Source organism: Rhodanobacter sp. sgz306013 (genome assembly GCF_057031145.1).
This window is the reverse complement of the sequence record NZ_JBXCIJ010000002.1, coordinates 158,314-185,266: the sequence shown is the minus strand read 5'-3', so window position 1 is coordinate 185,266 and position 26,953 is coordinate 158,314. Positions and strand designations below refer to the sequence as shown.

The window sequence follows — 26,953 nt, the reverse complement described above, 5'->3', positions numbered from 1 at the left end:
CCTTTGGTTGATTGTCCAGTGGTCCGGTCCGGACAAGTCTCCGGCATCACGCTGCCCAGTGCGCAAGGCGGAGCCCGGGTGCGTTTCAACCGGCCTCGAACGCGGCACGCAGCCACTGCATGCGCGCGTCGGCGGCGGGTCCGTCGTAGCTCACCACGTCGAAACGGCAGGCGCGTTGCGCGTGTTGCGGGTGGGCGGCGAGCCAGAGTTGCGCAGTGCGCACCAGCTTGTCCTGCTTGGCGCGGGTGATCGAGGCAAGTGCGTCGCCGTGGCCGGCGCGCACGCGGTAGCGCACCTCGATGAACACCACGGTGTCGCGGTCCAGCATGACCAGGTCGAGTTCGCCGTGGCGGGTTGCGTAGTTGCGCGCCAGCGGCTTCAGGCCGGCGCGTTCGAGTTCGGCGCCGGCACGTTGCTCGAAGGCGGTGCCGGTGCTGCGCATCAGTGGCTCGAGGCGGCGGCCGGCGGTTCGCTGCTGCCGGCCGGGGCCGGCGCACTGCCGGCGGGCGCCGGCAGGTCGTCGACCTGCAGGCTGCCGCCGAGCGGGCGGGCGAGGCCGTTCTGGAATTTTGCCCAGATCAGCACGCGACGGATGCGGCCGAACTGGTCGGCGGTGAGCTGGCCGCTGGCACCGGGCAGGTAGCTGCCGGGGTGATCGCGCAGCCAGTCGAGGTAGGGCACCAGGTTCCACGCGTCCATGCCGAACGCAAACAGTCGCGCGCTGCCGTCGCGCGCGGCAGGCAGCAGGGTGGCGATGTCGTCGTGGCGTGGCAGGCCCGGCTGGGCGTCGAACAGCCAGGGCGCGTCGCAGAATTCCACACCGTTGAGGTCGCCGTCGGCGGTGGGGTTGTCGCTGCCGGCGTAGACGTGTGAGGTGCCGAGCACTGGCAGCGTGACCCTGGCGATCTGCAGCTGCGGCAACAGCAGGCGCGCCTGGCTGGGGCGCATGCTGATGAAGATGCCGGCGTCGTTCGGCGTTGTCGTCGACGCGCTCGCGTCCGTGCTGGCGCCGCTGGCAGGGTTGGAGGCGTCGGGTGTCGCGGCGCCCGGCGTGGCGCTGGTGGGCAGGTGCAGGCTGGCGATCAGTTCTGCGTAGTTGGTGCCGCCGGCGGGCAGCGTGGCCATGCCGGTCACCTCGCCGCCGCGGGCGAGCAGTTCGGCCTTGAATGCGCCGGCGGCGCGCTGGGCGAAGTCGTCGCCGGAGATCACCACGTAAGCCTGGCGCAGGCCGCGTTCGATCATGTGGTCGGCAGCCTGCGCGCCTTCGGTTTCCGGCAGCAGGCCGAATTCGCTGGCATCGGTCGCGGGCAGCTGCTTGTTGTCAGGGTGGTTGAGCGCCAGCACCGGCACCGGCAGCTTGGCCTGGCCGAACAGCGCAGCCACCGCGCCGCGGGTGAGCGGGCCCACCACCAGCTGCGCGCCGTCGCTGGCTGCCTGCTGGTAGGCCTTAAGCGCGCCGCTGGCGCTGCCCTGTGTGTCGTAGATGCGTACCGAAGCGCGCGGTGCGTGGGTGCGGGAGTCTTCCGCATAGGCGGCAAAGAAACCCTCGCGGATCGCGTCGCTGGCCGCGGCAAAGGCACCGCTGGCGGGCAACAGCAAGGCCACGCGGGCGGGCATCTTGTAGCCCTCACGCACCTCGGCGTTGGCCCCGGGCAGCAGGGTGCCTACCGGCTGCTGCAGCGAGGGTGGCGGCTGCGCCACGGCGACACCGAGCTGGCTGAGCGCCTCGTTGGTCCACGACAGCATGCGGTCGCCCGGCTTCATCGCGGCGGCGCGTTGCTTGAGCGAGGCCACGTCGAGCCGGGTCAATTCCGCGAGGATCTGCTTGCGGTTCTCCGCGCGGTCCAATCCCTGCAGGCTGTCGTCCATCTGCACGCGGGTACGGGCGGCGCCCCAGTGGTCGCCGGTGGCGGACTGGGCGCGGGCGCGCAGTTCGTACAGGCGCAGCTGCAGCTTGCCCGGCACGGCCACGGTAGGTTGGGTGGTGAGCCGCAGCGCGGTGGCGGCGTCGTGGCGGCGCAGCGCAAGGTCGGCGCGCAACAGGTCGAAGCGCACGGCATCATCGCCCTGCAGGTTGGCGCGCTTGATCTGGGCCAGCGTGGGCGTGGCGTCTTCTACGCGCCCTTCCTCGCGCCAGGCTTCAGCGGCAAGCAGGCGGTAGTGGTCGGCATGGCTGCCGTACTGCGCGGCCAGCGCGAGATAGGCCTGCACGGCCTGGTCGAACTGGCCTTGCCGCGCGAGTGCGGCGGCGCCTTCCGCTGCACTGATCTCGGCGGGCGAGCTCCTGGTATTGCCGGGGGCGCAGCCGCCAAGGGCGAGTGTTCCGGCCAACAACAGGACGAGGCCGAGGGTCGTCAGGGATGGCCGGGGAACAGAGCGCAGGCGCATCGGAACTCTCTTGTCGGTATTCACGGCGAGTGTGCGCGATGATAGCCGATCGTTTCCGTGACCCGGGTCCGCAGGAGCTTGCGCATGCCATCCGTCCAGACCGGTTGCCTGTGGGTGATCGCCACGCCGATCGGCCATCGCGACGATATTTCCGCACGCGCGATCGCGACGTTGCGCGAAGTGGCGGTGATCGCCGCCGAGGACACCCGGCACAGCCGTCCGTTGCTCGTCCATCACAACATCGCCACGCCACTGATCGCTCTGCACGAGCACAACGAGCGCGACGCGGTGGAGGCCATCGTACGGCGCCTCGAAGGCGGCGACTCGGTGGCGTTGATTTCCGACGCAGGCACGCCGCTGGTCTCCGACCCCGGCTTCCGGCTGGTGCGCGCGGCGCGTGCGGCGGGCATCCGCTGCGCGCCGGTGCCGGGTGCCTGCGCGGCGATCGCCGCGTTGTCCGTCGCCGGGCTGCCCAGCGACCGCTTCGTGTTCGAAGGCTTCCTGCCGCCGAAACCCGCGGCACGCCGGGCACGCCTGCAGGAACTGGCAGGCGAACCGCGCACGCTGATCTTCTACGAGTCCTCGCACCGTGTTGCTGAAAGCCTCGCCGACATGTGCGCGGTGTTCGGCGCGGCGCGCGAGGCGGTGCTGGCGCGCGAGCTCACCAAACTGTTCGAGACGGTGATCGGCGAGCCGCTGGCGCAGCTGGCCGAACGCGTGGCGTCCGACCCCGACCAGCAGCGGGGCGAGTGCGTGATCCTGGTCGCCGGCCGTGGCGAGGAGGCCGATGCGAAGCTCGCCGAGGGGCAGCGCATCTTCGCGATCCTGCGTGAAGAACTGCCGCCGGCGAAGGCCGCCAAGCTCGCCGCGGCAATCAGCGGCGCGCCGCGCAAGGCCTTGTATGAATCGTGAGGCCGCCTCGGCCTGCTTTTCCGAATCCCGATTTCCCAATCCCGGACCACGACCATTACAATGGAACGCGGAGTCGGCCGGACAGTCGCGTCGCGCGCAAGCGCATCGAGGAAAGTCCGGGCTCCACAGGGCAGAGTGCCAGGTAACGCCTGGGCGGCGCGAGCCGACGGCCAGTGCAACAGAGAGCAGACCGCCGATGGCCCGCAAGGGCACAGGCAAGGGTGAAAGGGTGCGGTAAGAGCGCACCGCGTACGGGGCCAACGCCGTACGGCACGGTAAACCCCACTCGGAGCAAGACCAAATAGGGGGACATTGGCGCGGCCCGCGTCGTCCCCGGGTAGGTTGCTGGAGCCAGGCGGCGACGCCTGGCCGAGAGGAATGACTGTCGCGCCGCGAGGCGTACAGAACCCGGCTTACAGGCCGACTCCACCTTTCCCGCTCCCGTCCCGGTGCCTGCGCGCCGGGACGGGCACGCGCGTGTCGCCGGGCGTGGCGGCGAGGTGAACGGCGGTTCATGCCGCAGCCACCCTGCTACCCGGGGCGGATGGTTTCCGCGGAGCGATGTGCTGGATGCCGCGCAGAAAAATTTCCCTGCATTCAAGCACCTTGGGGACGTTCCTCAGAAAGTGCTGGAAACACAGCCACAACTTCGCCTTTCTCCTTGATTCACAAGCAAAAATCCCTTGACAGTCTCATGGGGCGAGACTATCGTGGTTTTCAGTGTGAAATCGTGGGTTTTCGTGGAGTCTGTTGCGTGTTCCAGGGCGAAACCGCCATTACCGTCGACGACAAGGGCCGCCTGGCCATACCAACCGCGTACCGCGAGCTGGTGGCGGGCGGCTGCGCGAACCGGCTGGTGATCACCTACAACCCGTTCGAGCCGGGCTGCCTGTGGCTGTTCCCGCATGCCGAGTGGGAAAAGGTGCGTGACCAGGTCAACGGGTTGTCCAAGGTGGTCAAGGCGCACCGCGACATGCAGATGAAGATCGTCGGTGCCGCGGCGGTGGTCGAGCCGGATGGCGCCGCCCGCATCCTGCTGCCAGCCAGCCAGCGCGCGACCACGGGCATCGAGAAGAAGGCGGTGCTGCTGGGCATGGGCAACAAGTTCGAGCTGTGGAGCGAACAGGCCCACCTGGCCAAGATCCGCCAGACCATCGGCGAAGACGAAATCACCAACGACATGGCCGCGCTGCAGCTCTGAGTGTGGCGCACGGATTTGCGGGCGGGTTTACGGGACGGGAGGTGCGGCATGGCCGAGTTGCGGCACATCCCGGTGATGCTGGACGAAGCGGTGGAGGGCCTTGCCGTGCAGGCAGGCGGGCGTTATCTGGATGGCACGTTCGGACGCGGCGGGCATGCGCGTGCCGTGCTGTCGCGCCTCGGCCCCGGCGGCCACCTGCTGCTGATGGATCGCGACCCGAAAGCCATCGCGGCGGCGCGGGAGGCGTTCGCCGCCGAGCCGCGCGTCGCGATCCGCCACGCCAACTTCGCCAGCCTGGCCGAATGGGACGAGACCGCGGCCGGTCTCGACGGCGTGCTGCTCGACCTCGGCGTGTCCTCGCCGCAGCTGGACGAGGCCGCACGCGGCTTCAGCTTCATGGTCGACGCGCCATTGGACATGCGCATGGACACCAGCCAGGGCGAGAGCGCGGCGGACTTCCTCGCGCACGCCTCCGAGCGCGAGATCGCCGACGTGCTGTGGCAGTACGGCGAGGAGCGCTTCAGCCGCAAGATCGCCCACGCCATCGTGGAGCGTCGCGCAGAAAGCCCGTTCACGCGCACCGGCGAACTGGCCACCCTGATCGAGCGCGTGGTGGGGCGGCGCGAGCCGGGCAAGCATCCGGCCACGCGCAGCTTCCAGGCGCTGCGCATCCGCGTGAACGGCGAACTGGATTCGGTGCGGCGCGGGCTGGATGCCGCACTGGCGCGCCTGAAGCCGGGCGGCCGGCTTGCGGTGATCAGCTTCCACTCGCTGGAGGACCGTATCGTCAAGCAGTTCATCCGCGACCATTCCGGCCGCGTGCAGGGCAGCCGGCGCGGTCCGCCGCAAGCTGCGGCACCGGCCGAACTGGCCGCAGTGGGCAAGGCGCAGTTTCCTTCCGGGGCCGAACTCGCCGCGAATCCCCGCGCGCGCTCGGCGGTGCTGCGGGTGGCCGAGAAGCTGGCCGGGGCGGGGCACGCATGAGGCTGATCCAGACTCTCTGCATGCTCGCGCTGCTCGCTGCCGTGCTGGCCAGCGCGATCAGCGTGGTATGGGCGCGCCACGAGAGCCGCGTGCTGTTCGTCAAGCTCACCGCGCTGCAGAACCAGCGCGACGACATGAACATCGAGTACGGCAGGCTCGAGCTCGAGCAGGCCACGTTCGCCGAGCCGCGTCGCATCGACGAGGAGGCGCGACAGCAGCTGGGCATGCTCGATCCTCTTCCGCAAGACATCCGGCTGCTGCGCCGATGAACTGGCGCGACCGCACCCGCCCGCAGCCGCAGCGCGCCACGCCGTCACCGGGCCGCCGGCGCGGCGCCGGCCCCAGTGCGCGCAAGCGCATGGTGCTGGTGGTGGGCGTGCTGGGCCTGGTCTCGCTGGGCCTGGTGGCGCGCGCGTTCGACCTGCAGGTGGTGCGCAAGCAGTTCTACCAGAAGCAGGGCGACGCGCGCTTTCTGCGCGAAGTGCCGATCCCGGTCTCGCGTGGCACCATCTTCGACCGCAACGGCGAGCCGCTGGCGGTATCCACGCCCGTCACCTCGATCTGGGCGAACCCGGCCGAGGTGCTCGCCAACGACGACCGTATCCCCGCGCTGGCCAAGGCGCTGGGCGGCAACGCGGCGGACATCAAGAGCTACCTTGAAGCGCGCGCGAGCAGGGAGTTCGTCTATTTGCGCCGGCAGATGGCGCCGGAAGCGGCGCAAGCCGTGCTCGACCTCGACATCCCGGGCGTCAACGGTCAACGCGAATTCAAGCGCTTCTACCCGTCGGGCGAGGTCACCGCGCACATCCTCGGCTTCACCAACATCGACGACCACGGCCAGGAGGGCCTGGAGCTGGCCTACGACGACTGGCTGGCCGGCAAGCCGGGCGCCAAGCGCGTGATCCGCGACGGCAAGGGCCACATCGTCGAGGACCTCGAACAGGTGCGTGCGCCCAAGCCGGGGCAGAACCTCACGCTCAGCATCGACCGCGGCATCCAGTTCCTCGCCTACAACGAACTGAAGTCCACGCTGGACAAGTTCCAGGCTGCCTCCGGCTCGATCGTGGTGCTCGACGTGCGCACCAGCGAGATACTGGCGATGGCGAGCATGCCGACGTTCAACCCCAACGCGGTGACCGGCAGCAAGCCGGCGCAGCGGCGCAACCGCGCGCTCACCGACGTGGTCGAACCCGGGTCCACGATGAAGGCGCTCACCCTGGCGGCGGCGCTGTCCAGCGGCAAGTACACGCCGACCAGCCCGATCATCGATACCGGCAACGGCCACTGGTACTTCTACGGCCACGACATCCGCGACGACGATCCGAACGGCCTGCTCACCCCCACCGGCGTGCTTACCCGGTCCAGCAACGTGGGGGCGGCGAAGATCGCGATGACGCTGGACACGCCGCTGATGTACGACACCTATCGCGCCTTCGGACTGGGCAACAGCACCGGCAGTGGCTTCCCCGGCGAGGCCTCCGGCTACCTCAAGATCGGTCGCGACTGGCGTCCGCTGGAGAAGGCGATCATGGCGTACGGCTACGGCCTGAACGTCACCCCGCTGCAGCTGGCCAACGCCTACGCCACCATCGCCGACGACGGCGTGATGCACACGCCCAGCTTCATCAAGGGCGACGACAGCCCGGGTAAGCAGATCATCTCGCCGCAGGTGGCGCACGAACTGGTCAGCATGCTGGAGACGGTCACCGGCCCCGGCAGCACCGGCGCACGGGCGCGCATCGCGAACTACAGCGTGGCCGGCAAGACCGGCACTTCGCACCAGGCAATCGCCGGCGGCTACTCCAAGAACACCTACAACTCGCTGTTCGTCGGCATCGTGCCCGCCAGCAACCCACGCCTGGTGACGGCGGTGGTGATCAACGGCACCACCGGCAAGAACGGTTACTTCGGCGGCAACGTGTCGGCGCCGGCGTTCGCCGCGGTAACCAGCGGCGCGCTGCGCCTGCTGGATATCCCGCCGGACAACATCGGCCGCTGGTACGTGGGCGGCCCGCTGCAGGGCAATGGCGGCCTGGTCGGCAGCCAGACGCCGGTCAAGGCCGCGGTCAACGACGTGCCGATCCAGGAAGCACCGGTCGACGAGGCGCCGATGGAAGGCGGTGCGCCATGAGCACCGGTCATCTCGATCAGTTGCTGCTGGGCCTCGCCGACGCGCCGCTGGCGGCCATGCCGGGCGCTGCGCGCATCGTGGTGTCCGGGCTGGCCCTCGACTCGCGCAAGGTGCGCCGCGGCGATGCTTTCCTCGCGTTGCGCGGCACGCAAAGCCACGGCATCCAGTTCGCCGCCGGCGCGGTGCAGCGCGGTGCGGAAGTGGTGCTGGCCGAAGGGCCGGCGATCGGGATCGAGCCGCTGGACGTGCCGGTACTGTGGATCGACGGCCTGCATGGCCTCGTGGGCGAAATCGCCGCGCGCTTCCACGGGCGCCCATCCGAAGCCTTGCGCGTGATCGGCGTCACCGGCACTAACGGCAAGACGTCCACCGTGCAACTGCTGGCCCAGGCGCTGACCTTCCTCGGCCATCGCGCCGCGAGTATCGGCACGCTGGGCGCCGGCCTGCACGGGCGCCTGCGCGAAGGCGAGCGCACAACGCCGGACGCGATCAGCGTGCATGGCCTGCTGGCCGAATTCCGCGACGCCGGCGCCAGCCACGTGGCGATGGAGGTGTCCTCGCACGCGCTGGAGCAGGGGCGGGTCGGTGCGGTGGATTTCGAGGTCGCCGCATTCACCAACCTCACCCGTGACCACCTGGATTTCCACGGCACGATGGAAGCCTACGGCGCGGCGAAGGCAAAGCTGTTTGCCTGGCCGGGGCTGCGCGCCGCGGTGATCAATGTCGACGACGCGTTCGGCGTCCAGTTGCTGCAGCAATTGCCAGCCGGGGTGCGCGCGCTGCGCGTGAGCGCGCGCGGCGACGCAGCAGCCGACGTGGCGGCCGACAACGTGGTGAGTTCCGCGGAAGGACTGGCCTTCGGGCTGCGCACGCCCTGGGGCACGCATACGCTGCGCAGCCACCTGCTGGGCCGGTTCAACGTGGCGAACCTGCTCACGGTGGCGGCCTGCCTCGGTGCGCTGGACGAGCCGTTCGAGCGCATCGTGGCCGCGCTGGAGAACCTGCAGCCGGTCAACGGGCGCATGAGCCGGCTCGGCGGCCGTCATGGCCTGCCGCTGGTGGTGGTGGATTACGCGCATACGCCCGACGCACTGGAGCAGGTGCTGACCGCCGTACGCGCGCATTGCCGCGGGCGGCTGATCTGCGTATTCGGCTGCGGCGGCGAACGCGACGCGGGCAAGCGCCCGTTGATGGGTGCGATTGCGGCGCGGCTGGCCGACGTGGCGATCGTCACCGACGACAACCCGCGTGGCGAGAACGGCGACGCGATCGTGGAGCAGATCGTGGCCGGCATGGGCGCGGCGCGCGAATACGGCGTGCAGCGCGACCGCGCCGCCGCGATCGGGCAGGCGCTGGAGATGGCTGCCGCCAACGACGTGGTGGTGATCGCCGGCAAGGGCCACGAAACCTACCAGGAGGGTGCGGCCGGCAAGCGCCCGTTCGACGACATGCTGGTCGCGCGCGCGGCCCTGGAACGGCGCACATGATGCGGCTGGGCGCCATCGCGATGTGGACCCACGGCCACCTGCTCGGCGAAGACGCTGCGGTGGGCGGCGTCGCCATCGACACCCGCAAGCTGAAAGCCGGCGACCTGTTCGCCGCGTTCAAGGGCGAGCACGTGGACGGCCACGACTATCTCGCCCAGGCCGCTGCCGCAGGCGCGGCGGGTGCGCTGGTGGCGCGCAAGGTGGACTGTCCGTTGCCGCAGGTGCTGGTGGACGACGTGGAAGCCGCATTGGGCGACCTCGCCAGCGCGGTGCGCGCGCAGCGCCATGCGCGGGTGATCGGCATCACCGGCTCGAACGGCAAGACCACGGTGAAGACGCTCACCGCTTCCATCCTGTCGCTGCACGGCCGCACCCACGTCAATGCCGGCAGCTTCAACAACGAGATCGGCCTGCCGCTGACCTTGCTGTCGATGCCGGAAGACACCGAATACGCGGTACTGGAGATGGGTGCGGGCAAGCCTGGCGACATCGCCTATCTCGCCGCCATCGCGCGGCCCGATATCGGCCTCGTCAACATCATCGCGCCCGCGCACCTTGAGCGCATGGGCAGCGTGGAAGGCGTGGCCGAGACCAAGGGCGCGCTGTACCAGGCACTCCCGGCGGACGGCGTGGCGATCATCAATGCGGACGACGCGTTCGCCGGGTTCTTCGCGGGCCTCGCCGGCACGCGCCGCGTGTTGCGCTTCGGGCTGGAACACAAGGCCGACGTGGGTGCGGACATCGTGCAGCAGCGCGCGGACGGTTCGCTGTTCGTGCTGAGCACGCCGGCGGGCGATGCCGAGGTGGAACTGGCGCTGCCCGGCCGCCACAACGTGGCGAACGCGCTGGCGGCCGCTTCGATCGCGCTGGCATTGGATGTGCCGCTGGCCACCATCGTGGCAGGACTGGAGCAGGCGCGTGCGGTCGAGGGGCGGTTGCGTCGCGTGGCGCTGCCCGGCGGCGTCACGCTGATCGACGACAGCTACAACGCCAACCCCAGCTCCATGGCCGCGGCGATAGACACGCTGGCGCTGGCGGCGGGCGAACGTTGGCTGGTGCTGGGCGACATGGCCGAGTTGGGGGCCGACGCCCGCGCGCTGCACGCCGGCGTGGGCGCGAAGGCGCGCGAACGCGGCATCGAGCGCCTGCTGGCGGTCGGACCGCTGAGCATGGCAGCGGTAGAGGCCTTCGGTGCCGCCGGCGCGCATTTCCCCGACAGGACCGCGCTGATCGACGCGCTCAAGGCCGGCCTGCATGCCGGCGTGACGTGCCTAGTCAAGGGCTCGCATTCGTCGGGCATGGAACAGGTGGCGAAGGCACTGGAAAGTGCCGCACGAAAGGGGGGCGCATCCGATGCTGCTTGAACTCGCGGACTGGATGGCGCGGCACTTCACCACGCTGCACCTGTTCCAGTACATCACCTTCCGCACCATCATGGCTGCGCTCACCGCGCTGGCGGTGTCGCTGCTGCTGGGTCCTGCCCTGATCCGCAAGCTGGCCGCGCTGAAGGCGGGCCAGGTCGTGCGCAGCGACGGTCCGCAGACGCATCTCTCCAAGGCCGGCACGCCGACCATGGGCGGCGTGATGATCCTGCTCGCGGTCACCGTGGCCACCCTGCTGTGGGCCGACCTGCGCAACCGCTACGTGTGGGTGGTGCTGGCGGTGATGCTGGCATTCGGCGTGATCGGCTTCTACGACGACTACCGCAAGCTGGTGCTGAAGGACAGCCGCGGCCTGGCCTCGCGCTGGAAGTATTTCTGGCAGTCGGTGTTCGGCCTGGGCGCGGCGCTGTTCCTGTATTTCACCGCGCCGCACGCGGTCGGCAACGCACCGGTGGCGGAGACCGCCCTGTACGTGCCGCTGTTCAAGCACGTGGCGATCCCCTTGGGCGCGCTCTTCGTGGTGGTGACGTATTTCATCGTGGTCGGCTTCTCCAACGCGGTGAACCTCACCGACGGCCTCGATGGTCTCGCGATCATGCCCACCGTGCTGGTCTCCGGCGCCCTCGGCGTGTTCGCCTACCTCGCCGGCAACAAGCTGTTTTCCGAATACCTGGGCATTCCCTCGATCCCAGGCGCGGGCGAGCTTTCGATCTACTGCGGTGCGCTGGCCGGTGCGGGGCTGGGCTTCCTGTGGTTCAACACCTACCCGGCCCAGGTATTCATGGGCGACGTGGGCGCGCTGGCGATTGGCGCCGCGCTGGGCTGCATCGCGGTGATCGTGCGCCAGGAGATCGTGTTGCTGGTGATGGGCGGCGTGTTCGTGCTGGAAACAGCCTCGGTGATGATCCAGGTGGGCAGTTTCAAGCTCACCGGCAAGCGCGTGTTCCGCATGGCGCCGATCCACCACCACTTCGAACTCAAGGGCTGGCCCGAGCCGCGGGTGATCGTGCGCTTCTGGATCATCAGCGTCGTGCTGGTGCTGATCGGCCTTGCCACGTTGAAGGTGCGGTGATGGAAGTCGGGAATCGTCCATCGCGAATCGGGATCCGCGAGTGCGGACACAGTCCTGCGCTCCGTCACGCCGGCCTTTCCGAGACCCGTCCTGGAGGCGCCCGTGTTTGATGCTGCCAGCCAGGCCAGACGCCGGAACGGGCCGCGTGGCAGCTACGACCTGTGGCTGCTGGTCGCGCTGGTCGGGCTGGCCAGCGTCGGCGTGGTGATGGTGACCTCCAGTTCGATCGCGGTGGCCGACAGCAGCCACGCGGGTGCGTTCTATTTCCTGAAGAAGGACCTGCTGTTCCTGACGCTGGGCGTGGCGGCATCCGGCATGGCGATGCGCACCGAGCTGAAGTTGCTGGAGAAGTACGCGTTCCACCTGATGCTGCTGGCCTTCGTGTTGCTGCTGGCGGTGTTCGTGCCGCATCTGGGCATGCGCATCAACGGCGCGCACCGCTGGCTGAACCTGGCGGTGACCAGTTTCCAGCCGGTGGAGGCGGTAAAACTCATTCTGGTTGTGTACCTCGCCAGCTACCTCGTGCGCCACCGCGACAGCATCGAGACGAAGTTCCTCGGCCTGATCAAGCCGATCGCGGTGGCCGGCGTCATTGTGCTGCTGCTGCTCGCGCAGCCCGACTTCGGTTCGGCCACGCTGGTGATCTCGGTGACCATCGCGATGGTCTGGCTGGGCGGAGCGCGGCCGATCTATCTGTTCGTGATGGGCCTGCCGCTGATGCCGCTGCTGGTGATCGCGGCAACCGGCGAAAGCTACCGCGTGAAGCGCCTCACCTCGTTCATGAACCCGTGGGAGCACCCGTTCACCGACGGCTTCCAGCTCACCCAGTCGCTGATGGCGATCGGCCGCGGCGAATGGACCGGCGTGGGACTGGGCTCCAGCGTGCTCAAGCTGTCGTACCTGCCCGAGGCGCACACCGACTTCATCTTCGCGGTGATCGGCGAGGAACTGGGCCTCGTCGGCGTGGTGCTGGTGATGGGCCTGTTCGCGCTGGCGGTGGGACGCGGCCTGTATCTCGGCCTCAAGGGCGTCGAGGTAGGCCAGCGCTTCGCCGGCTACGTCGCGTTCGGCATCTCGCTGATGCTGGCGATGCAGGCGATCGTCTCGGTGGGCGTGAACCTGGGCGCGCTGCCCACCAAGGGTCTCACCCTGCCGCTGATCAGCTACGGCGGCTCGTCGATGGTGCTGACCTGCGCGATGGCCGGCGTGCTGCTGCGCGCCACCTGGGAGATCAACCGTGCGCTGGACGCCCGGCAGATGGCCAAGCGCATGCCCGAGGCGGTGGCGGCGCCCGACGTGAACGACGCGGCGCGTCCGCGCGAGGCGGCGGTGGCATGAGCGCAGCGCAGCGCCCCGTGCTGATCATGGCCGGCGGCACCGGCGGCCATATCTTCCCCGGCCTCGCCGTGGCCGAAACGCTGCGCGCGCAGGGTGTGCCGGTGGCGTGGCTGGGCGCGGTGGGCGGCATGGAGACGAAAGTGGTGCCGGCACAGGGCATCGAGCTGCACGTGATCCGCGTCGGCGGCCTGCGCGGCAAGGGCTGGAAGACACGCCTCACGGCGCCGCTGATGCTGGCGCGCGCGTTGCTGTCCGCATTTGCCGTGCTGCGTCGGCTGAAGCCGCGCAGTGTGCTGTCGATGGGCGGCTACGTGGCCGGCCCCGGCGGTCTGGCAGCGCGCCTGCTGCGCCGCCCGCTGCTGGTGCATGAGCAGAATCGCGTAGCCGGTTTCACCAATCGCAAGCTCGCCGCACGCGCACAGCGGGTGCTGGCCGGTTTCGCCGGTGCACTGCCGGACGCGGAATGGGTGGGCAACCCGGTGCGCGGCGCGATCGCCGCGCTGACAGCGCCGGTGCAGCGCTTCGCGGGCCGCTCGGGTCGTGCAAGGCTGCTGGTGCTGGGCGGCAGTCTCGGTGCGCGCGCGCTGAACCTGGCGCTGCCGCAGGCCCTGGCCCTGCTGCCGCCGGAGCGTCGCCCCGAGGTGCTGCACCAGTGCGGCAACCGCGGTTTCGACGAGGCGCGCGAGGCGTACGCGCGGGCGGGTGTCGAGGCGCAGGTGGTGCCCTTCATCGAGGACATGGCCGGCACGTACGGTTGGGCCGACCTCGCGGTCTGCCGCGCGGGGGCGCTGACCCTGGCCGAGCTCACCGCGGCCGGGCTGGGTGCAGTCCTGGTGCCGTTCCCACATGCGGTGGACGACCACCAGACCCGCAACGCCGAGGCGCTGGTCGCCGCCGGCGCCGCCGAACTGATGCAGGAGCGCGATTTGAACGTGGAACAACTTGCGCAGCGCCTTGATGCGCTGCTCGCCGATCGTGCGCGGCTGCTTGCGATGGCCGAGGCCGCGCGCACGCTCGCCAAGCCCGATGCGGCGGCGGTGATCGCCCGCGCATGCCTGGAGGTGGCCGCATGACGCCCCGCAGGCTGCTTGCCCATGAAGATCTGATGACCACGTTCCGCCGCGTGCATTTCATCGGCATCGGTGGCGTCGGCATGAGCGGCATCGCCGAGGTGCTGCACAACCTGGGCTACGCGGTGTCGGGCTCGGACAAGGCGAACTCGCCCACCGCACAACGCCTCGCCAAGCTGGGCCTGGTGGTGCAGGTAGGGCATGACGCCGCGAACGTCGGCGACGCCGACGTGGTGGTGACGTCCAGCGCGATCCGGCCGGACAACCCGGAGCTGCTCGCCGCGCGCGCCGCACGCATCCCGGTGATCCCGCGCGCGGAGATGCTGGGCGAGCTGATGCGCTTCCGCCGCGGCATCGCGATCGCCGGCACGCACGGCAAGACCACCACCACCAGCCTGGTTGCCAGCGTGCTGGCCGAGGCGAACTACGACCCCACCTTCGTGATTGGCGGCCAGCTCAACGCGGCCGGCGCCAACGCGCGGCTGGGCACCGGCCAGTATCTGGTAGCGGAGGCCGACGAATCGGACGGCTCCTTCCTGCTGCTGTCGCCGGTGATCGCGGCGGTCACCAACATCGACGCCGACCACCTGGAGAACTACCACGGCGATTTCGCCGAGGTGAAGAAGGCCTTCGCCGACTTCCTGCACCGCCTGCCGTTCTACGGCCTGGCCGTGCTGTGCGTGGACGACGCGGAAGTGGCCCGGCTGGCGAAGACCACCACGCGTCGCGTGATGACCTACGGCATTGCCACCGCAGATGCCGACGTGCGCGCGTCCAACGTGGCGCAGCACGGTTTCGAGATGCACTTCGACCTGCACCTGCCCGGCCGTGCCGAAGCCTTGCCGGTGACGCTGAACCTGCCCGGCCGGCACAACGTGCTCAACGCGCTGGCCGCCGCCAGCATCGGCTGGCAGCTCGGCGTGGGCGCGGAGGCGATCGCGCACGCGCTGGCGAACTTCCAGGGCGTGGGACGGCGCTTCCACCGTCGCGGCGAGCTGGCGCTGGACCACGGCAGCGTGCTGCTGGTGGACGACTACGGACATCATCCCAGCGAACTGGCCGCGGTGTTCGCCGCCGCGCGCGGCGGCTGGCCGCAGCGGCGCCTGGTGGTGGGTTTCCAGCCGCACCGCTACAGCCGCACGCGCGATCTGCTGGACGACTTCGCAAACGTGCTGGCCGAGGCCGACGTGCTGGTGCTGACCGAGGTGTACCCGGCCGGCGAGGCGCCGATCGCGGGCGCCGACGGCCGCGCGCTGGCCCGCGCGGTGCGCGCGCGCGGCAAGGTGGATCCGGTACTGGTCGAGCACCCGCGCGAACTCAAGGACACCTTGCCGGCGCTGCTGCGCGACGGCGACCTGCTGCTGTTGCTCGGCGCCGGCGACATCGGTGCGGCGGCGGTGGAGCTGGCGCAGCTGGGCCAACTGAAGACCAAGGGAGCCGCCTGATGACCGCGCCGACGCATTCCGCATCGCGTATCACGAATCCCTCGGACTTCGGCCGCGTCGCCGTGGTGATGGGTGGCAGCTCGGCCGAGCGCGAGGTATCGCTGGACTCCGGCCGCAACGTGCTGGCGGCACTCAAGGCGCGCGGCGTCGACGCGCACGCGATCGACGGTATCCCGGCGCTGCTCGACGCGTTGCGTGCCGGCCACTTCGCACGCGTGTTCAACATCCTGCACGGCCAGCACGGCGGCGGCGAGGACGGCGTGCTGCAGGGTGCGCTCGAGTCGCTCAACGTGCCGTACACCGGCTCGGGTGTACTCGGCTCTGCGCTGTCGATGGACAAGCCACGCTCCAAGCGCATATGGCAGTCGCTGGGCCTGCCCACGCCGAAGTTCGTCGCGCTGGCGCGCGGCGCCGATGCCACGGCGGTGCACGCGGCCGCGCGCGCGATCGGCTTTCCGCTGATCGTGAAGCCGGCCTGCGAGGGCTCCAGCGTGGGTGTCACCCGCGTGTTCGAAGAGTCCCGGCTGGACAGTGCCGTCGAGCTGGCGGCGAAATATCCCGGCGACCTGCTGATGGAGACCTTGATCGAGGGTGATGAGCTGACCGTCGGCATCCTCGGCCGCGAAGTGCTGCCCTCCATCCACATCGTGCCGAAGGGCGCGTTCTATGACTACAACGCGAAATACGTCGCGGAGGACACGCAGTACCTGTGTCCGGGGCTGGACGGCGCGGCCGAGGCGGAGTTGCGCGCGCTGGCGCTGATTGCGTTCGACGCGCTGGGCTGCAGCGGCTGGGGCCGCGTCGACGTGATGCGCGACCGCCAGGGGCGAAACTGGCTGCTGGAAGTGAACACCGCGCCCGGCATGACCTCACACTCGCTGGTGCCCAAGGCCGCGCGCGCCGCCGGCCTCGACTACGAGACGTTGTGCTGGCGCGTGCTCGAGACGAGCTTCCGGGGTGATGCATGAGGGGAAGCGCCCGCCTGGTCGCCTGGTGCCTGGTCGCCGCCTTGCTGGCGCTGCCCATCGTGGGGGTGCTGAACGGCTGGTTCGCGGCGGACCGCTGGCCGGTGACGCAGCTCACGGTGCAGGGCGAGTTCCGGCACGTGACCATGGAGGAGATCCGCGCCGCCGTACTGCCGCGCCTCGGCAAGGGCTTCTTCGCGCTGAACCTTGACAGCGTGCAGCAGGCCGTGGCGGCGCTGCCCTGGGTGGAGTCCGTGGAGGCGCGCAAGCGCTGGCCGGACACCTTGCAGCTGCGCGTGATCGAGCGCCAGCCGTTTGCGCGCTGGAACGGCAAGCAGCTGATCAGCCGGCAGGGCAAGGTGTTCGACGCGCCGATCGGCGCCGCCGACGCCGCCACGCTGCCCGACCTGGAAGGGCCGGAAGACCGCCTCGCCGAAGTGGTGAGTTTCTACGCCGATGTACGCAAGGCTTTCACCGGCACGCATCTGTCGATCAACGGCGTGGCGCTCACCGCACGCGGCAGCTGGAGCGTCACCACGGCGGGGGGGGCGCGCATCGTGATCGGCGACCGCGACCTTGCCGGCACACGGCTGCGCCGCTTCCTCGACGTCTATCCGCAACTGATGGCCGGCCATGACGAGGGCTTCGTCTACGCCGACCTGCGCTATACCAACGGGTTCGCCGTGCGCTGGCCGCAGCCAGCGCCCGCCGACGCCAAAGCAGGAGCCGTGCGCCGCTCATGAGGACGCCATGCATATGAAGACGCGCAACGACAAGCAGCTGGTGGTCGGCCTCGATATCGGCACCTCCAAGGTGACCGCGATCGTGGGCGAGTACGAGCCGGGCGAGCCGATCACCGTGATCGGCATCGGCACCCACGTGTCCCGGGGCATGCGCAAGGGCATGGTGGTGGACATCGAATCCACCGTGCACTCGATCCAGCGCGCCGTGGAGGAGGCCGAGCTGATGGCCGGCTGCGACATCCGCTCGGTCTGCGCCTCGATCTCCGGCAGCCACCTGGAAACCCGCAACTCGCACGGCAACGCGGCGATCCGCGACCGCGAGGTGACGCCCGGCGACCTGGAGCAGGTGCTGGAAGCGGCAAGTGCGGTGGCGATCCCGGCCGACCACAAGGTGCTCTACAAGGAGCCGCAGGAATACCGCATCGACGGCCAGGACGGCATCCGCGCCCCGGTCGGCATGAGTGGCGTGCGGCTGGAGGCGAACGTGCACCTGGTCACCGGCGCGGCGGCCGCGGTGCAGAACATCACCAAGTCGATCCAGCGCTGCGGGTTGTCGGTGGACGAGCTGGTGCCTTCGGCGCTGGCCAGCGCGAAGGCGGTACTCACCGATGACGAGCGTGAACTGGGCGTGTGCCTGGTCGACATCGGCGCCGGCACCACCGACATCGCGATCTACACCCAGGGCTCCATCCGCTACACCGCCTCGCTGCCGATCGGCGGCGACCAGGTCACCGGCGACATCGCCTACGGCGTGCACACGCCGACCGCGCATGCCGAGGAAATCAAGATCAAGTACGCCTGCGCGCGGACCGACCTCGCGCACGCCGAGGAAACCATCCAGGTGCCCAGCGTGGGCGACCGCCCGCCGCGCCGGCTGGCGCGGCAGGCGCTGGCGCAAAGCGTGCAGGCGCGATACGAGGAACTCTTCGAGATGGTGCAGGACCGGTTGCGCAGTTCAGGCTACGACAGCCTGGTGGCGGCCGGCGTGGTGCTTACCGGCGGCGCCTCGAAGATGGAAGGCGCACTGGAGCTCGCCGAGGAGATCTTCCACAAGATGGTGCGCCTCGGCGTGCCGCAGGAGATCAGCGGCCTCGGCGAGGTGATCAGCAGCCCGCTGCACGCCACCGGTGTGGGCCTGCTGCTGCACGGCTCGCGCCACAACGCGCCGGTACGCGGCGGCAATCCGGCGCTCGGCAACGTCGGCGGCCTGCTCGGCAAGTGGCGCAACTGGCTCACGAAGAACTTCTAGCGGGTGCCCCCGCGAAATGCGGGACGCCCGGCAAACCCAGGGATGGGGTGCCCGTGATCAGGCTTCGGATGCCTGGCCACGGAGGCCGGTCCGGACATGCGCCGGGCTGGCCGGGCCGATCGACTGCCAGGACGGTGTGCGATCGGCCAATGGAATACGGCGGCGCAGGAGGCGCGGCCACGGGCGGCGGGATGTCCGCCCACCACCACGCAGCGACAGGAGTCGCCAGCCGTGGTTACAACGACAACAACTCTGGAGGACGGGAAATGTTCGAGCTGATCGAGAAACTTGCACCAAACGCAGTCATCAAGGTCATCGGCGTGGGCGGCGGCGGCGGCAATGCCGTGGCGCACATGATCAATGCCAACATCGAGGGCGTGGAGTTCATCGTCGCCAACACCGACGCGCAGGCGATGACCAGCTGCAACTCACGCACCCACCTGCAGCTGGGCGCCAACGTCACCAAGGGCCTGGGCGCCGGCGCCAACCCCGAAGTCGGCCGCCAGGCCGCACTGGAGGATCGCGAGCGCATCGAGGCGATGCTGGAAGGCGCCGACATGGTGTTCATCACCGCCGGCATGGGCGGCGGCACCGGCACCGGCGCTGCGCCGGTGGTGGCCCAGCTGGCCAAGGAGAAGGGCATCCTCACCGTGGCGGTGGTCACCAAGCCGTTCCCGTTCGAGGGGCGGCGCCGCATGCAGGTGGCGATGAAGGGCATCGAGGACCTCAGCCAGCACGTCGACTCGCTGATCACCGTGCCGAACGAGAAGCTGCTCAGCGTGCTGGGCCGCGAGGTCACCCTGATCAATGCGTTCAAGGCCGCCAACAACGTGCTGCAGGGCGCCGTGCAGGGCATCGCCGACCTGATCACCGCACCGGGCCTGATCAACGTCGACTTCGCCGACGTGCGCACCGTGATGAGCGAGATGGGCCTGGCGATGATGGGCACCGGCACCGCCAGCGGCGACGACCGCGCCCAGGCCGCGGCCGAGGAGGCGATCAAGAACCCGCTGCTGGAAGACGTCAACCTCAACGGCGCCTGCGGCATCCTGGTCAACGTCACCGCCGGACCCAACCTCACCATGCGCGAGTTCGACGAGATCGGCCGCATCATCCACGACTTCGCCAGCGAGGACGCCACCGTGGTGATCGGCACCTCGCTCGACGCGGAGCTGAAGGACGAAGTGCGTGTCACCGTGGTCGCCACCGGCCTCAATCGCGCCCCCGCCTCGCGCAACGTGCGCATGGTTGAGCAGAAGCAGGTGGAGTTGCGCCAGCGTCCGCGTCCGGTGGTGCTGCGTACCGGTACCGGCAACGAGGTGGTGGACTACGCACAGCCGGAAGCGGCGATCAGCGCCAATCCGCGCAGCGAAGCCCCGGCCCGTAGCCAGGATAACGGCCTGGAATACCTGGATATTCCGGCCTTCCTGCGCCGCCAGGCCGACTGAAGCCATCGACGCCTGAACCTCGCGTCCCGTGCTTGTTAATAAGGAGTGGAACAAAACGCCTGCCCAACGGGTCATTGCAAAAACATGAAGGGTGAACCCGGATCTGTTGCCGCAGAGCGCAGCCGTGGCGGTCAGCGGATGGCCGCCTGGCGCGTTCGGGCTTGGAATCCGCAAGACTGATGCGTCATGGAAGGCGCATGATCGGCTGTCCCGGGCATTGGCCCGGATCGGTGGATCCGTTACCCCGGCGCCGGAATCCCGTCCCGGCCCGGGGTATCGTGTCGCCCTTGCTCGCCTGGCGAGCGGACCATGTTCGCGGGCGTCCCTTCCGGGATGAAGGACGCATGAAGGCTCGACCAGACTGTACGGTACGGTTTGCTATTGCAGCTGGTTAAAACTGTGTTAGCATCCGACCCCTGATTGGCTGCTACTTGGCAGGTACCAACGACAATGATCAAGCAGCGCACGCTCAAGAACATCATCCGCGCCACCGGCGTGGGCCTGCATACCGGTGACAAGGTGTACATGACCCTGCGGCCCGCGGCGCCCAACACCGGCATCGTGTTCCGTCGCACGGACCTCAATCCGCCGGTGGACATCCGTGCGCGCCAGGACAACGTCGGCGACACCCGTCTTTCCACCACGCTGGTGAACGGCGACGTGCGCGTCGCCACGGTCGAGCATCTGCTGTCGGCGATGGCCGGCCTCGGCATCGACAACGCCTACGTGGACCTCTCGGCGCCGGAGGTTCCCATCATGGATGGCAGCGCCGGCCCGTTCGTGTTCCTGCTGCAGTCCGCCGGCATCGAGGAACAGAACGTGGCCAAGCGCTTCATCCGGATCAAGAAGCCGGTGAAGGTGCAGGAAGGCGACAAGTGGGCCAGCTTCGAACCGTTCGAGGGCTTCAAGGTCGGCTTCTCGATCGAGTTCAATCATCCGATCATCTCCAAGCGCACCTCGCGCGCCGAGATCGATTTCTCCACCACTTCGTTCGTGAAGGAAGTGAGCCGCGCGCGTACCTTCGGCTTCATGCGCGACATCGAGATGCTGCGCGAGCACAACCTCGCGCTGGGCGGCTCGATGGACAACGCCGTGGTGCTGGATGACTACCGCGTGCTCAACGAGGACGGCCTGCGCTACGAGGACGAGTTCGTCAAGCACAAGATCCTCGACGCGATCGGTGACCTCTACCTGCTCGGTCACAGCCTGATCGGCGCTTACCACGCGCACAAGTCCGGCCACGAGCTCAACAACAAGCTGCTGCGTACCCTGATGGCCGACGCGTCGGCCTGGGAAGAAGTCAGCTACCAGGACGATCCGGCCACCTCGCCGATTTCCTACGCCCATCCCGCCCAGGCGATCTGACCGCCCGGGCCACCGGCAACAGACAAACGAAGGCCGCCGCATCCAGCATGCGGCGGCCTTTTGTCGCATGGCTCAGCGTGAGGGCTTGTCGGGTTTGGCCAGCGCGGCCAGCCGACCGAACAATTCCCGCCATTCCGGGTCCGAGGCGGCCGCGGCCGCCGCGCGCAGGTGGTCGGCGGCCGCCGGCGACAGCGTGCGCGTGCGTTCGGGTTCCAACTCGACCCGCGGCAGCGGGCTCACCTTGACGCCGAGGGTCTCGGCGCGGATGTCGAGATGGCGCGCGGTCGCGAGAATCCGCGCCTGCAGCAGGCGCAGCCGCGTGGCCCAGGCGGGCGTCGAGGCAAGGAACAGCAGCCGCCCGCCGCGCAGGTTGGCAAAGCGCACCTCGTCGCGCAGCGGGTTCGGCAAGGTCTGGCGCAACGCACGATCCAGCGCGTCCAGCGCGGCAGCCTTGCCGGCCAGCGTGGCGAAGGATCCGCAGGCGCCGAGTGCTTGCGGACCGCGGGGGCGCGAGACGGCGCGGGACATGGTCCGAACGCTCCGGATTGGGTCGGTGCGTCGATGATACCCGCCGCTGGCCGCGATCGGCGCTCTTGAATCCGCTTGCCGGCGCCGCCATGCCGGGAGATCGCCGGGACCTCGTCCTGCCTGCCGTCCGGGCCCGTGTAGTAACATGCCCGTTTGGTTCGCGCCAAGGCGCGGCCCTCTGTCCTTGCCATCCGGAAGATCGATGCTCAACCGTGCCCTCACCAGCATTTTCGGCAGCCGCAACGAGCGGGTGCTGCGCCAGTTGTCGCGGATCGTGGCGCGCATCAATGCGCTGGAACCCGAGTTCGAGAAGCTGGACGACGCGGCACTGCGCGGCAAGACCGAGGAATTCAAGCAGCGCGTCGCCGCGGGCGAAACGCTGGACAAGCTGCTGCCCGAAGCCTTCGCCGTGGTGCGCGAGGGCGCCAAGCGCGTGCTCGGCATGCGCCATTACGACGTGCAGCTGATCGGCGGCATGGTGCTGCACCAGGGCAAGATCGCCGAGATGCGCACCGGCGAAGGCAAGACCCTGGTGGCCACGTTGCCGGTGTACCTCAACGCGCTGGAAGGCAAGGGCGTGCACGTGGTCACGGTGAACGACTACCTGGCCCGCCGCGACGCGTCGCAGATGGGCAAGCTGTACGGCTTCCTCGGCCTCAGCACCGACGTGGTGTGGCCGGGCATGGACCACGCCGACAAGCACAAGGCCTACGCCGCCGACATCACCTACGGTACCAACAACGAGTTCGGCTTCGACTACCTGCGCGACAACATGGCGCTGAGCAAGGAGCAGCGCTACCAGCGTGGCCTCAACTACGCCATCGTGGACGAGGTGGATTCGATCCTGATCGACGAGGCGCGCACGCCGCTGATCATTTCGGGCCCGGCCGAGGATTCGCCGCAGCTGTACATCGCGGTGAACCGGATCGTGCCGCGCATGATCCGCCAGCAGGAGGAGGAGGGCGCCGGCGACTACTGGGTGGATGAAAAGCAGAAGCAGGTGCACCTGTCCGAGGACGGCATGCAGCACGCTGACGAACTGCTGCGCGAGGCCGGCGTGATCAGCGAGGACAGCGGCCTGTACGACTCGAAGAACCTCGCCGTGGTGCACCACCTCAATGCCGCGCTGCGCGCCAACGCGATCTACCAGCGCGACGTGGACTACATCGTGCGCGACGGCGAGGTCATCATCGTCGACGAGTTCACAGGCCGCACCCTGCCGGGCCGGCGCTGGTCCGACGGCCTGCACCAGGCGGTGGAGGCGAAGGAAGGCGTGCCGATCCAGCGCGAGAACCAGACCCTGGCCACGGTGACGTTCCAGAACCTGTTCCGCATGTACAAGAAGCTGTCCGGCATGACCGGCACGGCCGACACCGAGGCGTTCGAGTTCCAGAGCATCTACGGCCTGGAAGTGGTGGTGATCCCCACCCACAAGCCGATGATCCGCAAGGACAACGCCGACCTGGTCTTCCTCGGCCAGCAGGCCAAGTACAACTCGGTGATCGAGGACATCAAGGACTGCCACAAGCGTGGCCAGCCCGTGCTGGTGGGTACCACCTCGATCGAGGTGTCCGAACTGCTGTCCGAGCAGTTGCGCAAGGCCAAGGTAGCGCACGAGGTGCTGAACGCGAAACAGCACGAGCGCGAGGCGCACATCGTGGCCCAGGCCGGCGCACCCGGGCAGGTGACGATCGCCACCAACATGGCCGGCCGCGGCACCGACATCGTGCTCGGCGGCAGTCTGGAGGCGGCACTGGCCGCACTGCCGGCGGAAGCCGCCGAGGCGGATCGCGCCCGCGTCAAGGCCGACTGGAAAAAGCTGCACGAGCAGGTGCTCGCCGCCGGCGGCCTGCACATCATCGGCACCGAGCGTCACGAGTCGCGCCGCATCGACAACCAGCTGCGCGGCCGGTCCGGTCGCCAGGGCGACCCGGGCTCCTCGCGCTTCTACCTGTCGCTGGAGGACAACCTGCTGCGCATCTTCGGCGGCGAGGGGTTGATCCGCTGGATGAAGCGCTTCGGCATGAAGGAGAACGACGCGCTCGAAGACCGCATGATCAGCCGCCAGATCGAGAAGGCGCAGCGCAAGGTCGAGCAGCACAACTTCGACATCCGCAAGCACCTGCTCGAGTTCGACGACGTCGCCAACGACCAGCGCAAGGTGATCTACCGCCAGCGCGACGAGCTGCTGGAGGGCGAGGACGTGTCCGCCACCGTCGCCGACATCCGCCACGACGTCGTCGAGAGCATCGTGCGCGAACACGTGCCGCCGGACAGCATCGACGAGCAGTGGGACATTCCCGGTCTCGACCGCGAGCTGGAAAGCAGGTTCGGCCTGGCGCAGGACCTGCCGCGCTGGCTGGAGCAGCAGTCGGAAGTCGACGCAGCGATGCTCCTCGAGCACGTGCGCAGCGGGGTCGACGAGCTGTTCCAGGCGAAGGAGGCGCAGATCGGCGCCGAGACCATGCGGGCGCTCGAGAAGCACATCATGCTGACCGTGGTCGACAATGCCTGGAAAGAGCACCTGGCGAACATGGACTACCTGCGCCAGGGCATCTACCTGGTGGGCTATGCGCAGCAGGATCCCAAGCAGGCATTCAAGCGCGAGTCGTTCCGGCTGTTTTCGGACATGCTCGACCGCATCAAGGCCGAGGTGGTGCAGATGCTGGCGCGCATCCGCATCCGCAGCGAGGAGGAAGTCGCCGCGATGGAGGCCGAGCAGCAGCGCCTCGCCGAGCGCCTGCAGCGGCAGATGCTCGCCAGCGGGGGCGGTGCCCCCGCCGGCGGCCTCGAAGCCGACCCGGCCAGCGGTCTCCAGCTGCAGCAGCCGGACGGGCCGCGCGTGGGCCGCAACGAACCCTGTCCGTGCGGCTCGGGCAAGAAGTACAAGCACTGCCACGGGCAGTTGGCCTGAGGACTTCTCCTTGCGGTCGTCCCTGATCGCGAAGGTCAAATGGGCGGCCATCCGTGGCCGTACTCCTCAAAGGAAAGCCCCGCCTCGGCGGGGTTTTTCATGGCGCATGTCTGCAGGGGGCTTTGGGAATGCCGAGTGGAAATCAAAAGCCTGCGCTGTTTGTGCGCGGCGGCTGCCGCGCAGCGTGTGATCCATCCATGGATCGCGGCGGTGACTGACCGGCCGCTTGCGGCCGGTCAGTCACCGCCGCCGGGTGGCCGCCTGCGGTGCGGCTCGGCATTCACGGTGACGTAGCGCGGTTCCTCGCTGTCCAGCTGCAGCGCGGTGAGCTGGCCGCCCCACACGCAGCCGGTGTCGATCGCGTAGATGCCGAGGCCGGCGAAGCGACCAAGCGCGGACCAGTGGCCGCAGACGATGCGCGTTTCGCGCCGGCGTACGCCAGGCACCTCGAACCAGGGATACAGTCCTGGCCGCTGGGTGCCGGGCTCGCCCTTGCCCTCGAAGTCGATGCGGCCGTTGACGTCGCAGTAACGCATGCGGGTGAGCAGGTTGATCGTGGCGCGGTGGCGGTCCAGTCCCTGCAGGCGGCTCGACCAGCTGGCCGGACGGTTGCCGAACAGGTTCCGGAGGATGCGCGGGTGGCGCGGGCTGGAGAGCTCGCGCTCCACTTCCTGCGCAGCCTTCTGTGCCTGGCGCAGCGTCCACGAGGGTGCGAGGCCGGCATGGATCATGGTCCAGCCGAGCTGCTCGTCGTGGTGCAGCAGCTTCTGCGAGCGCAGCCATTCGAACAGCACCGGTGCGTCGTCGGCGAACAGCGCCTCGCGCAGCTCGGGGTTCACCTTGGCCTGGGCCTCGGGCTTGCGCAGCGCGATCGCCAGCAGGCTGAGGTCGTGGTTGCCCAGGGTGACGACACTCTGCTCGCGCAGGCCGTGGATCAACCGCAGCGTGGCCAGCGACTGGCCACCGCGATTCACCAGGTCGCCGCAGAACCACAGTCGATCCGTCGCCGGGTCGAAACGCAGCTTGTCCAGCAGGCGCTGCAGTTCCGGGTAGCAGCCCTGCACGTCGCCGATCGCGTAAGTGGCCATCCTGGCGTCGCCTTCAGTGCAGCGTGCGCGGAATGGACAGCGTGAACGACGGGATCGGCGCCTCGAAGCGGGTGCCGTCGTCGGCCAGCATCAGGTAGCTGCCGCCCATGGTGCCCACCGGGGTTTCCAGCACCGCGCCAGAGGTGTACTCGAAGTCGTCACCCGGCCGCATCCACGGCTGCTCGCCCACCACGCCGTCGCCGCGCACCTCCTCCACCTTGCCGTTGGCGTCGGTGATCACCCAGTGCCGGGTCAGTAGTTGCGCGGGTACGCTGCCGGTGTTGTGCAGGGTGATGGTGTAGGCGAACACGTAGCGATTGTCGTCGGGGCGGGACTGATCGGGGACGAAACGTGTCCGCACCTGCACATCGATGGTGTAGGGATTGTTTTCGCTCATGTGCCGATTGTAAGGCTTGCCGCGCCGCGCGTCGCCCGCGTGGATCAGCGCATGGCGAGCCTCTTGGCGAGGCGTACGAAATCCCCGGGCGCCAGCGTCTCGGCGCGTGCGCGCGGGTCGACGTCGGCACCGCGGATCGCGTCGGCGTCGAGAAGCTGCCGCAGCGCGTTGGAGAGCGTCTTGCGCCGCTGCCCGAAGGCGGCCTTCACCACCGCATGCAGCAGCTCGGGATCGGCGTCATGGCGTTCGTGCGGTGCCAGCGGCACCACGCGCACCACCGCCGAGTCCACCTTCGGCGGCGGCCGGAACGCTTCCGGTGGCACCTCGAACAAGGGTGTCACGCGACAGGCCAGCTGCAGCATCACCGACAGCCGGCCGTACACCTTGCTGCCCGGTTCTGCGGCCATGCGGTCCACGACCTCCTTCTGCAGCATGAAATGCATGTCCTGGATCGCCGCCGCGTGCTCGACGCAATGGAACAGGATCGGGCTGGAGATGTAGTAGGGCAGGTTGCCGGCGATGCGCAGGCGCTCCACGCCATGGCGATGCGCCAGCGCGGTGAGGTCCACCTTCAGCACGTCGGCCTGGATCACCGCCAGTTCGCCGACTTCGGCCGCGCGCGACCTCAGCGCGGGAATCAGGTCGGTGTCCAGTTCGATCGCGGTGAGCGTGCCCGCGGCGGCCAGCAACGGCAGGGTGAGTGCGCCTTCGCCGGGGCCGATCTCCACCAGGAAATCGCCGGTGCGCGGCGCGATCGCGCGCACGATGTCGTCGATGTAGCGGCGGTCGTGGAGGAAGTGCTGGCCGAAGCTTTTCTTGGGACGGGCGGGGGCGTGGTTCATGGGA

General features: G+C 69.0%; 23 protein-coding genes and 1 other RNA gene. 18 read left to right on the top strand and 6 right to left on the bottom strand.

Translation table 11 applies throughout. The features are described from left to right. Nucleotides 1-85: 85 nt before the first annotated feature. Entirely contained in the window at nt 86-442 is a 357-nt protein-coding gene (locus AC2EWF_RS05880; RefSeq protein ID WP_483638434.1) for a YraN family protein, read from the bottom strand. Beyond that, a complete protein-coding gene (locus AC2EWF_RS05875) occupies nt 442-2,388 on the bottom strand; it encodes a penicillin-binding protein activator (RefSeq protein WP_483638433.1) in 1,947 nt (648 codons plus the stop codon). Before AC2EWF_RS05875 ends, AC2EWF_RS05880 begins: the two co-directional genes overlap by 1 nt. 84 nt (nt 2,389-2,472) lie before the next feature. Between AC2EWF_RS05875 and rsmI the strand changes: the two genes are divergently transcribed. The 17 genes from rsmI to lpxC all read left to right on the top strand — a co-directional run bounded on the left by rsmI (nt 2,473) and on the right by lpxC (nt 21,180). Then, the gene (rsmI, locus tag AC2EWF_RS05870) at nt 2,473-3,300 is read left to right on the top strand and encodes a 16S rRNA (cytidine(1402)-2'-O)-methyltransferase (RefSeq protein WP_483638432.1); all 828 of its coding nucleotides are present in this window, start codon (nt 2,473-2,475) and stop codon (nt 3,298-3,300) included. Between the two features lie 69 nt (nt 3,301-3,369). Next, nucleotides 3,370-3,732: RNase P RNA component class A (rnpB, locus tag AC2EWF_RS05865), an RNA gene on the top strand. A 322-nt stretch (nt 3,733-4,054) separates the two neighbouring features. Beyond that, on the top strand, nt 4,055-4,501 hold the full coding sequence (mraZ, locus tag AC2EWF_RS05860; protein WP_483638431.1) for a division/cell wall cluster transcriptional repressor MraZ: 447 nt from the start codon (nt 4,055-4,057) through the stop codon (nt 4,499-4,501). A gap of 48 nt (nt 4,502-4,549) precedes the next feature. Continuing rightward, on the top strand, nt 4,550-5,485 hold the full coding sequence (gene rsmH / locus AC2EWF_RS05855; protein ID WP_483638430.1) for a 16S rRNA (cytosine(1402)-N(4))-methyltransferase RsmH: 936 nt from the start codon (nt 4,550-4,552) through the stop codon (nt 5,483-5,485). Further along, complete coding sequence (gene ftsL / locus AC2EWF_RS05850) at nt 5,482-5,754, top strand: cell division protein FtsL (protein ID WP_483638429.1); 273 nt, start codon at nt 5,482-5,484, stop codon at nt 5,752-5,754. The genes rsmH and ftsL overlap by 4 nt, the downstream gene beginning before the upstream one ends. Next, a complete protein-coding gene (locus AC2EWF_RS05845; protein ID WP_483638428.1) occupies nt 5,751-7,616 on the top strand; it encodes a peptidoglycan D,D-transpeptidase FtsI family protein in 1,866 nt (621 codons plus the stop codon). Before ftsL ends, AC2EWF_RS05845 begins: the two co-directional genes overlap by 4 nt. Continuing rightward, a complete protein-coding gene (locus AC2EWF_RS05840; protein WP_483638427.1) occupies nt 7,613-9,103 on the top strand; it encodes a UDP-N-acetylmuramoyl-L-alanyl-D-glutamate--2,6-diaminopimelate ligase in 1,491 nt (496 codons plus the stop codon). Before AC2EWF_RS05845 ends, AC2EWF_RS05840 begins: the two co-directional genes overlap by 4 nt. Further along, nucleotides 9,100-10,467, top strand: coding sequence for a UDP-N-acetylmuramoyl-tripeptide--D-alanyl-D-alanine ligase (locus AC2EWF_RS05835; protein WP_483638426.1), 1,368 nt, complete (start codon nt 9,100-9,102; stop codon nt 10,465-10,467). The genes AC2EWF_RS05840 and AC2EWF_RS05835 overlap by 4 nt, the downstream gene beginning before the upstream one ends. Then, nucleotides 10,457-11,557, top strand: a complete 1,101-nt coding sequence (gene mraY, locus AC2EWF_RS05830) for a phospho-N-acetylmuramoyl-pentapeptide-transferase (RefSeq protein WP_483638425.1) — start codon at nt 10,457-10,459, stop codon at nt 11,555-11,557. Before AC2EWF_RS05835 ends, mraY begins: the two co-directional genes overlap by 11 nt. A 102-nt stretch (nt 11,558-11,659) precedes the next feature. After that, nucleotides 11,660-12,895: a putative lipid II flippase FtsW gene (gene ftsW / locus AC2EWF_RS05825; protein WP_483638424.1), complete on the top strand. Its 1,236-nt coding sequence runs from the start codon at nt 11,660-11,662 to the stop codon at nt 12,893-12,895. After that, nucleotides 12,892-13,968: an undecaprenyldiphospho-muramoylpentapeptide beta-N-acetylglucosaminyltransferase gene (gene murG, locus AC2EWF_RS05820; protein WP_483638423.1), complete on the top strand. Its 1,077-nt coding sequence runs from the start codon at nt 12,892-12,894 to the stop codon at nt 13,966-13,968. The genes ftsW and murG overlap by 4 nt, the downstream gene beginning before the upstream one ends. After that, complete coding sequence (gene murC, locus AC2EWF_RS05815; protein WP_483638422.1) at nt 13,965-15,410, top strand: UDP-N-acetylmuramate--L-alanine ligase; 1,446 nt, start codon at nt 13,965-13,967, stop codon at nt 15,408-15,410. The genes murG and murC overlap by 4 nt, the downstream gene beginning before the upstream one ends. After that, nucleotides 15,410-16,378 carry a D-alanine--D-alanine ligase gene (locus AC2EWF_RS05810; protein ID WP_483638421.1) on the top strand — a complete coding sequence of 323 codons (969 nt, stop codon included), beginning with the start codon at nt 15,410-15,412 and terminating at the stop codon, nt 16,376-16,378. Before murC ends, AC2EWF_RS05810 begins: the two co-directional genes overlap by 1 nt. Continuing rightward, nucleotides 16,375-17,118: a cell division protein FtsQ/DivIB gene (locus tag AC2EWF_RS05805; protein ID WP_483638420.1), complete on the top strand. Its 744-nt coding sequence runs from the start codon at nt 16,375-16,377 to the stop codon at nt 17,116-17,118. The genes AC2EWF_RS05810 and AC2EWF_RS05805 overlap by 4 nt, the downstream gene beginning before the upstream one ends. Before the next feature lie 13 nt (nt 17,119-17,131). Further along, nucleotides 17,132-18,367, top strand: coding sequence for a cell division protein FtsA (gene ftsA, locus AC2EWF_RS05800; protein WP_483639115.1), 1,236 nt, complete (start codon nt 17,132-17,134; stop codon nt 18,365-18,367). 266 nt (nt 18,368-18,633) lie between these two features. Next, nucleotides 18,634-19,815, top strand: a complete 1,182-nt coding sequence (ftsZ, locus tag AC2EWF_RS05795) for a cell division protein FtsZ (protein ID WP_483638419.1) — start codon at nt 18,634-18,636, stop codon at nt 19,813-19,815. A 450-nt stretch (nt 19,816-20,265) separates the two neighbouring features. Continuing rightward, nucleotides 20,266-21,180, top strand: a complete 915-nt coding sequence (lpxC, locus tag AC2EWF_RS05790) for a UDP-3-O-acyl-N-acetylglucosamine deacetylase (protein ID WP_192164673.1) — start codon at nt 20,266-20,268, stop codon at nt 21,178-21,180. A gap of 72 nt (nt 21,181-21,252) precedes the next feature. On the opposite strand, the gene AC2EWF_RS05785 is transcribed toward lpxC, so the two are convergent. Then, nucleotides 21,253-21,708: a DciA family protein gene (locus AC2EWF_RS05785; RefSeq protein WP_483638418.1), complete on the bottom strand. Its 456-nt coding sequence runs from the start codon at nt 21,706-21,708 to the stop codon at nt 21,253-21,255. A 202-nt stretch (nt 21,709-21,910) separates the two neighbouring features. Between AC2EWF_RS05785 and secA the strand changes: the two genes are divergently transcribed. Continuing rightward, a complete protein-coding gene (gene secA / locus AC2EWF_RS05780; RefSeq protein ID WP_483638417.1) occupies nt 21,911-24,622 on the top strand; it encodes a preprotein translocase subunit SecA in 2,712 nt (903 codons plus the stop codon). 236 nt (nt 24,623-24,858) lie between these two features. Here secA and AC2EWF_RS05775 read toward each other — a convergent pair whose 3' ends face one another. The 3 genes from AC2EWF_RS05775 to rsmA are packed head-to-tail and all read right to left on the bottom strand — an operon-like array spanning nt 24,859 to nt 26,949. Beyond that, nucleotides 24,859-25,710, bottom strand: coding sequence for a symmetrical bis(5'-nucleosyl)-tetraphosphatase (locus tag AC2EWF_RS05775; protein WP_483638416.1), 852 nt, complete (start codon nt 25,708-25,710; stop codon nt 24,859-24,861). Between the two features lie 13 nt (nt 25,711-25,723). Then, nucleotides 25,724-26,107 carry a Co2+/Mg2+ efflux protein ApaG gene (apaG, locus tag AC2EWF_RS05770; protein ID WP_483638415.1) on the bottom strand — a complete coding sequence of 128 codons (384 nt, stop codon included), beginning with the start codon at nt 26,105-26,107 and terminating at the stop codon, nt 25,724-25,726. Nucleotides 26,108-26,151: 44 nt separating this feature from the next. Further along, nucleotides 26,152-26,949 (bottom strand): 16S rRNA (adenine(1518)-N(6)/adenine(1519)-N(6))-dimethyltransferase RsmA, encoded by a 798-nt coding sequence (rsmA, locus tag AC2EWF_RS05765; protein WP_483638414.1) that lies wholly within the window; start codon nt 26,947-26,949, stop codon nt 26,152-26,154. Between the last annotated feature and the right edge of the window lie 4 nt (nt 26,950-26,953).

Excerpts from the sequence above, each read along its gene's own strand:
- lpxC (WP_192164673.1), top strand. The coding sequence starts at position 20,266 with ATGATCAAGCAGCGCACGCTCAAGAACATCATCCGCGCCACCGGCGTG.
- apaG (WP_483638415.1), bottom strand. The coding sequence starts at position 26,107 with ATGAGCGAAAACAATCCCTACACCATCGATGTGCAGGTGCGGACACGT.
- AC2EWF_RS05810 (WP_483638421.1), top strand. The coding sequence starts at position 15,410 with ATGACCGCGCCGACGCATTCCGCATCGCGTATCACGAATCCCTCGGAC.
- AC2EWF_RS05840 (WP_483638427.1), top strand. The coding sequence starts at position 7,613 with ATGAGCACCGGTCATCTCGATCAGTTGCTGCTGGGCCTCGCCGACGCG.
- AC2EWF_RS05775 (WP_483638416.1), bottom strand. The coding sequence starts at position 25,710 with ATGGCCACTTACGCGATCGGCGACGTGCAGGGCTGCTACCCGGAACTG.
- AC2EWF_RS05785 (WP_483638418.1), bottom strand. The coding sequence starts at position 21,708 with ATGTCCCGCGCCGTCTCGCGCCCCCGCGGTCCGCAAGCACTCGGCGCC.
- rsmI (WP_483638432.1), top strand. The coding sequence starts at position 2,473 with ATGCCATCCGTCCAGACCGGTTGCCTGTGGGTGATCGCCACGCCGATC.
- murC (WP_483638422.1), top strand. The coding sequence starts at position 13,965 with ATGACGCCCCGCAGGCTGCTTGCCCATGAAGATCTGATGACCACGTTC.
- AC2EWF_RS05875 (WP_483638433.1), bottom strand. The coding sequence starts at position 2,388 with ATGCGCCTGCGCTCTGTTCCCCGGCCATCCCTGACGACCCTCGGCCTC.
- mraY (WP_483638425.1), top strand. The coding sequence starts at position 10,457 with ATGCTGCTTGAACTCGCGGACTGGATGGCGCGGCACTTCACCACGCTG.
- rsmH (WP_483638430.1), top strand. The coding sequence starts at position 4,550 with ATGGCCGAGTTGCGGCACATCCCGGTGATGCTGGACGAAGCGGTGGAG.
- ftsZ (WP_483638419.1), top strand. The coding sequence starts at position 18,634 with ATGTTCGAGCTGATCGAGAAACTTGCACCAAACGCAGTCATCAAGGTC.
- murG (WP_483638423.1), top strand. The coding sequence starts at position 12,892 with ATGAGCGCAGCGCAGCGCCCCGTGCTGATCATGGCCGGCGGCACCGGC.
- AC2EWF_RS05845 (WP_483638428.1), top strand. The coding sequence starts at position 5,751 with ATGAACTGGCGCGACCGCACCCGCCCGCAGCCGCAGCGCGCCACGCCG.
- AC2EWF_RS05805 (WP_483638420.1), top strand. The coding sequence starts at position 16,375 with ATGAGGGGAAGCGCCCGCCTGGTCGCCTGGTGCCTGGTCGCCGCCTTG.
- ftsL (WP_483638429.1), top strand. The coding sequence starts at position 5,482 with ATGAGGCTGATCCAGACTCTCTGCATGCTCGCGCTGCTCGCTGCCGTG.
- ftsA (WP_483639115.1), top strand. The coding sequence starts at position 17,132 with ATGAAGACGCGCAACGACAAGCAGCTGGTGGTCGGCCTCGATATCGGC.
- secA (WP_483638417.1), top strand. The coding sequence starts at position 21,911 with ATGCTCAACCGTGCCCTCACCAGCATTTTCGGCAGCCGCAACGAGCGG.
- AC2EWF_RS05835 (WP_483638426.1), top strand. The coding sequence starts at position 9,100 with ATGATGCGGCTGGGCGCCATCGCGATGTGGACCCACGGCCACCTGCTC.
- rsmA (WP_483638414.1), bottom strand. The coding sequence starts at position 26,949 with ATGAACCACGCCCCCGCCCGTCCCAAGAAAAGCTTCGGCCAGCACTTC.
- AC2EWF_RS05880 (WP_483638434.1), bottom strand. The coding sequence starts at position 442 with ATGCGCAGCACCGGCACCGCCTTCGAGCAACGTGCCGGCGCCGAACTC.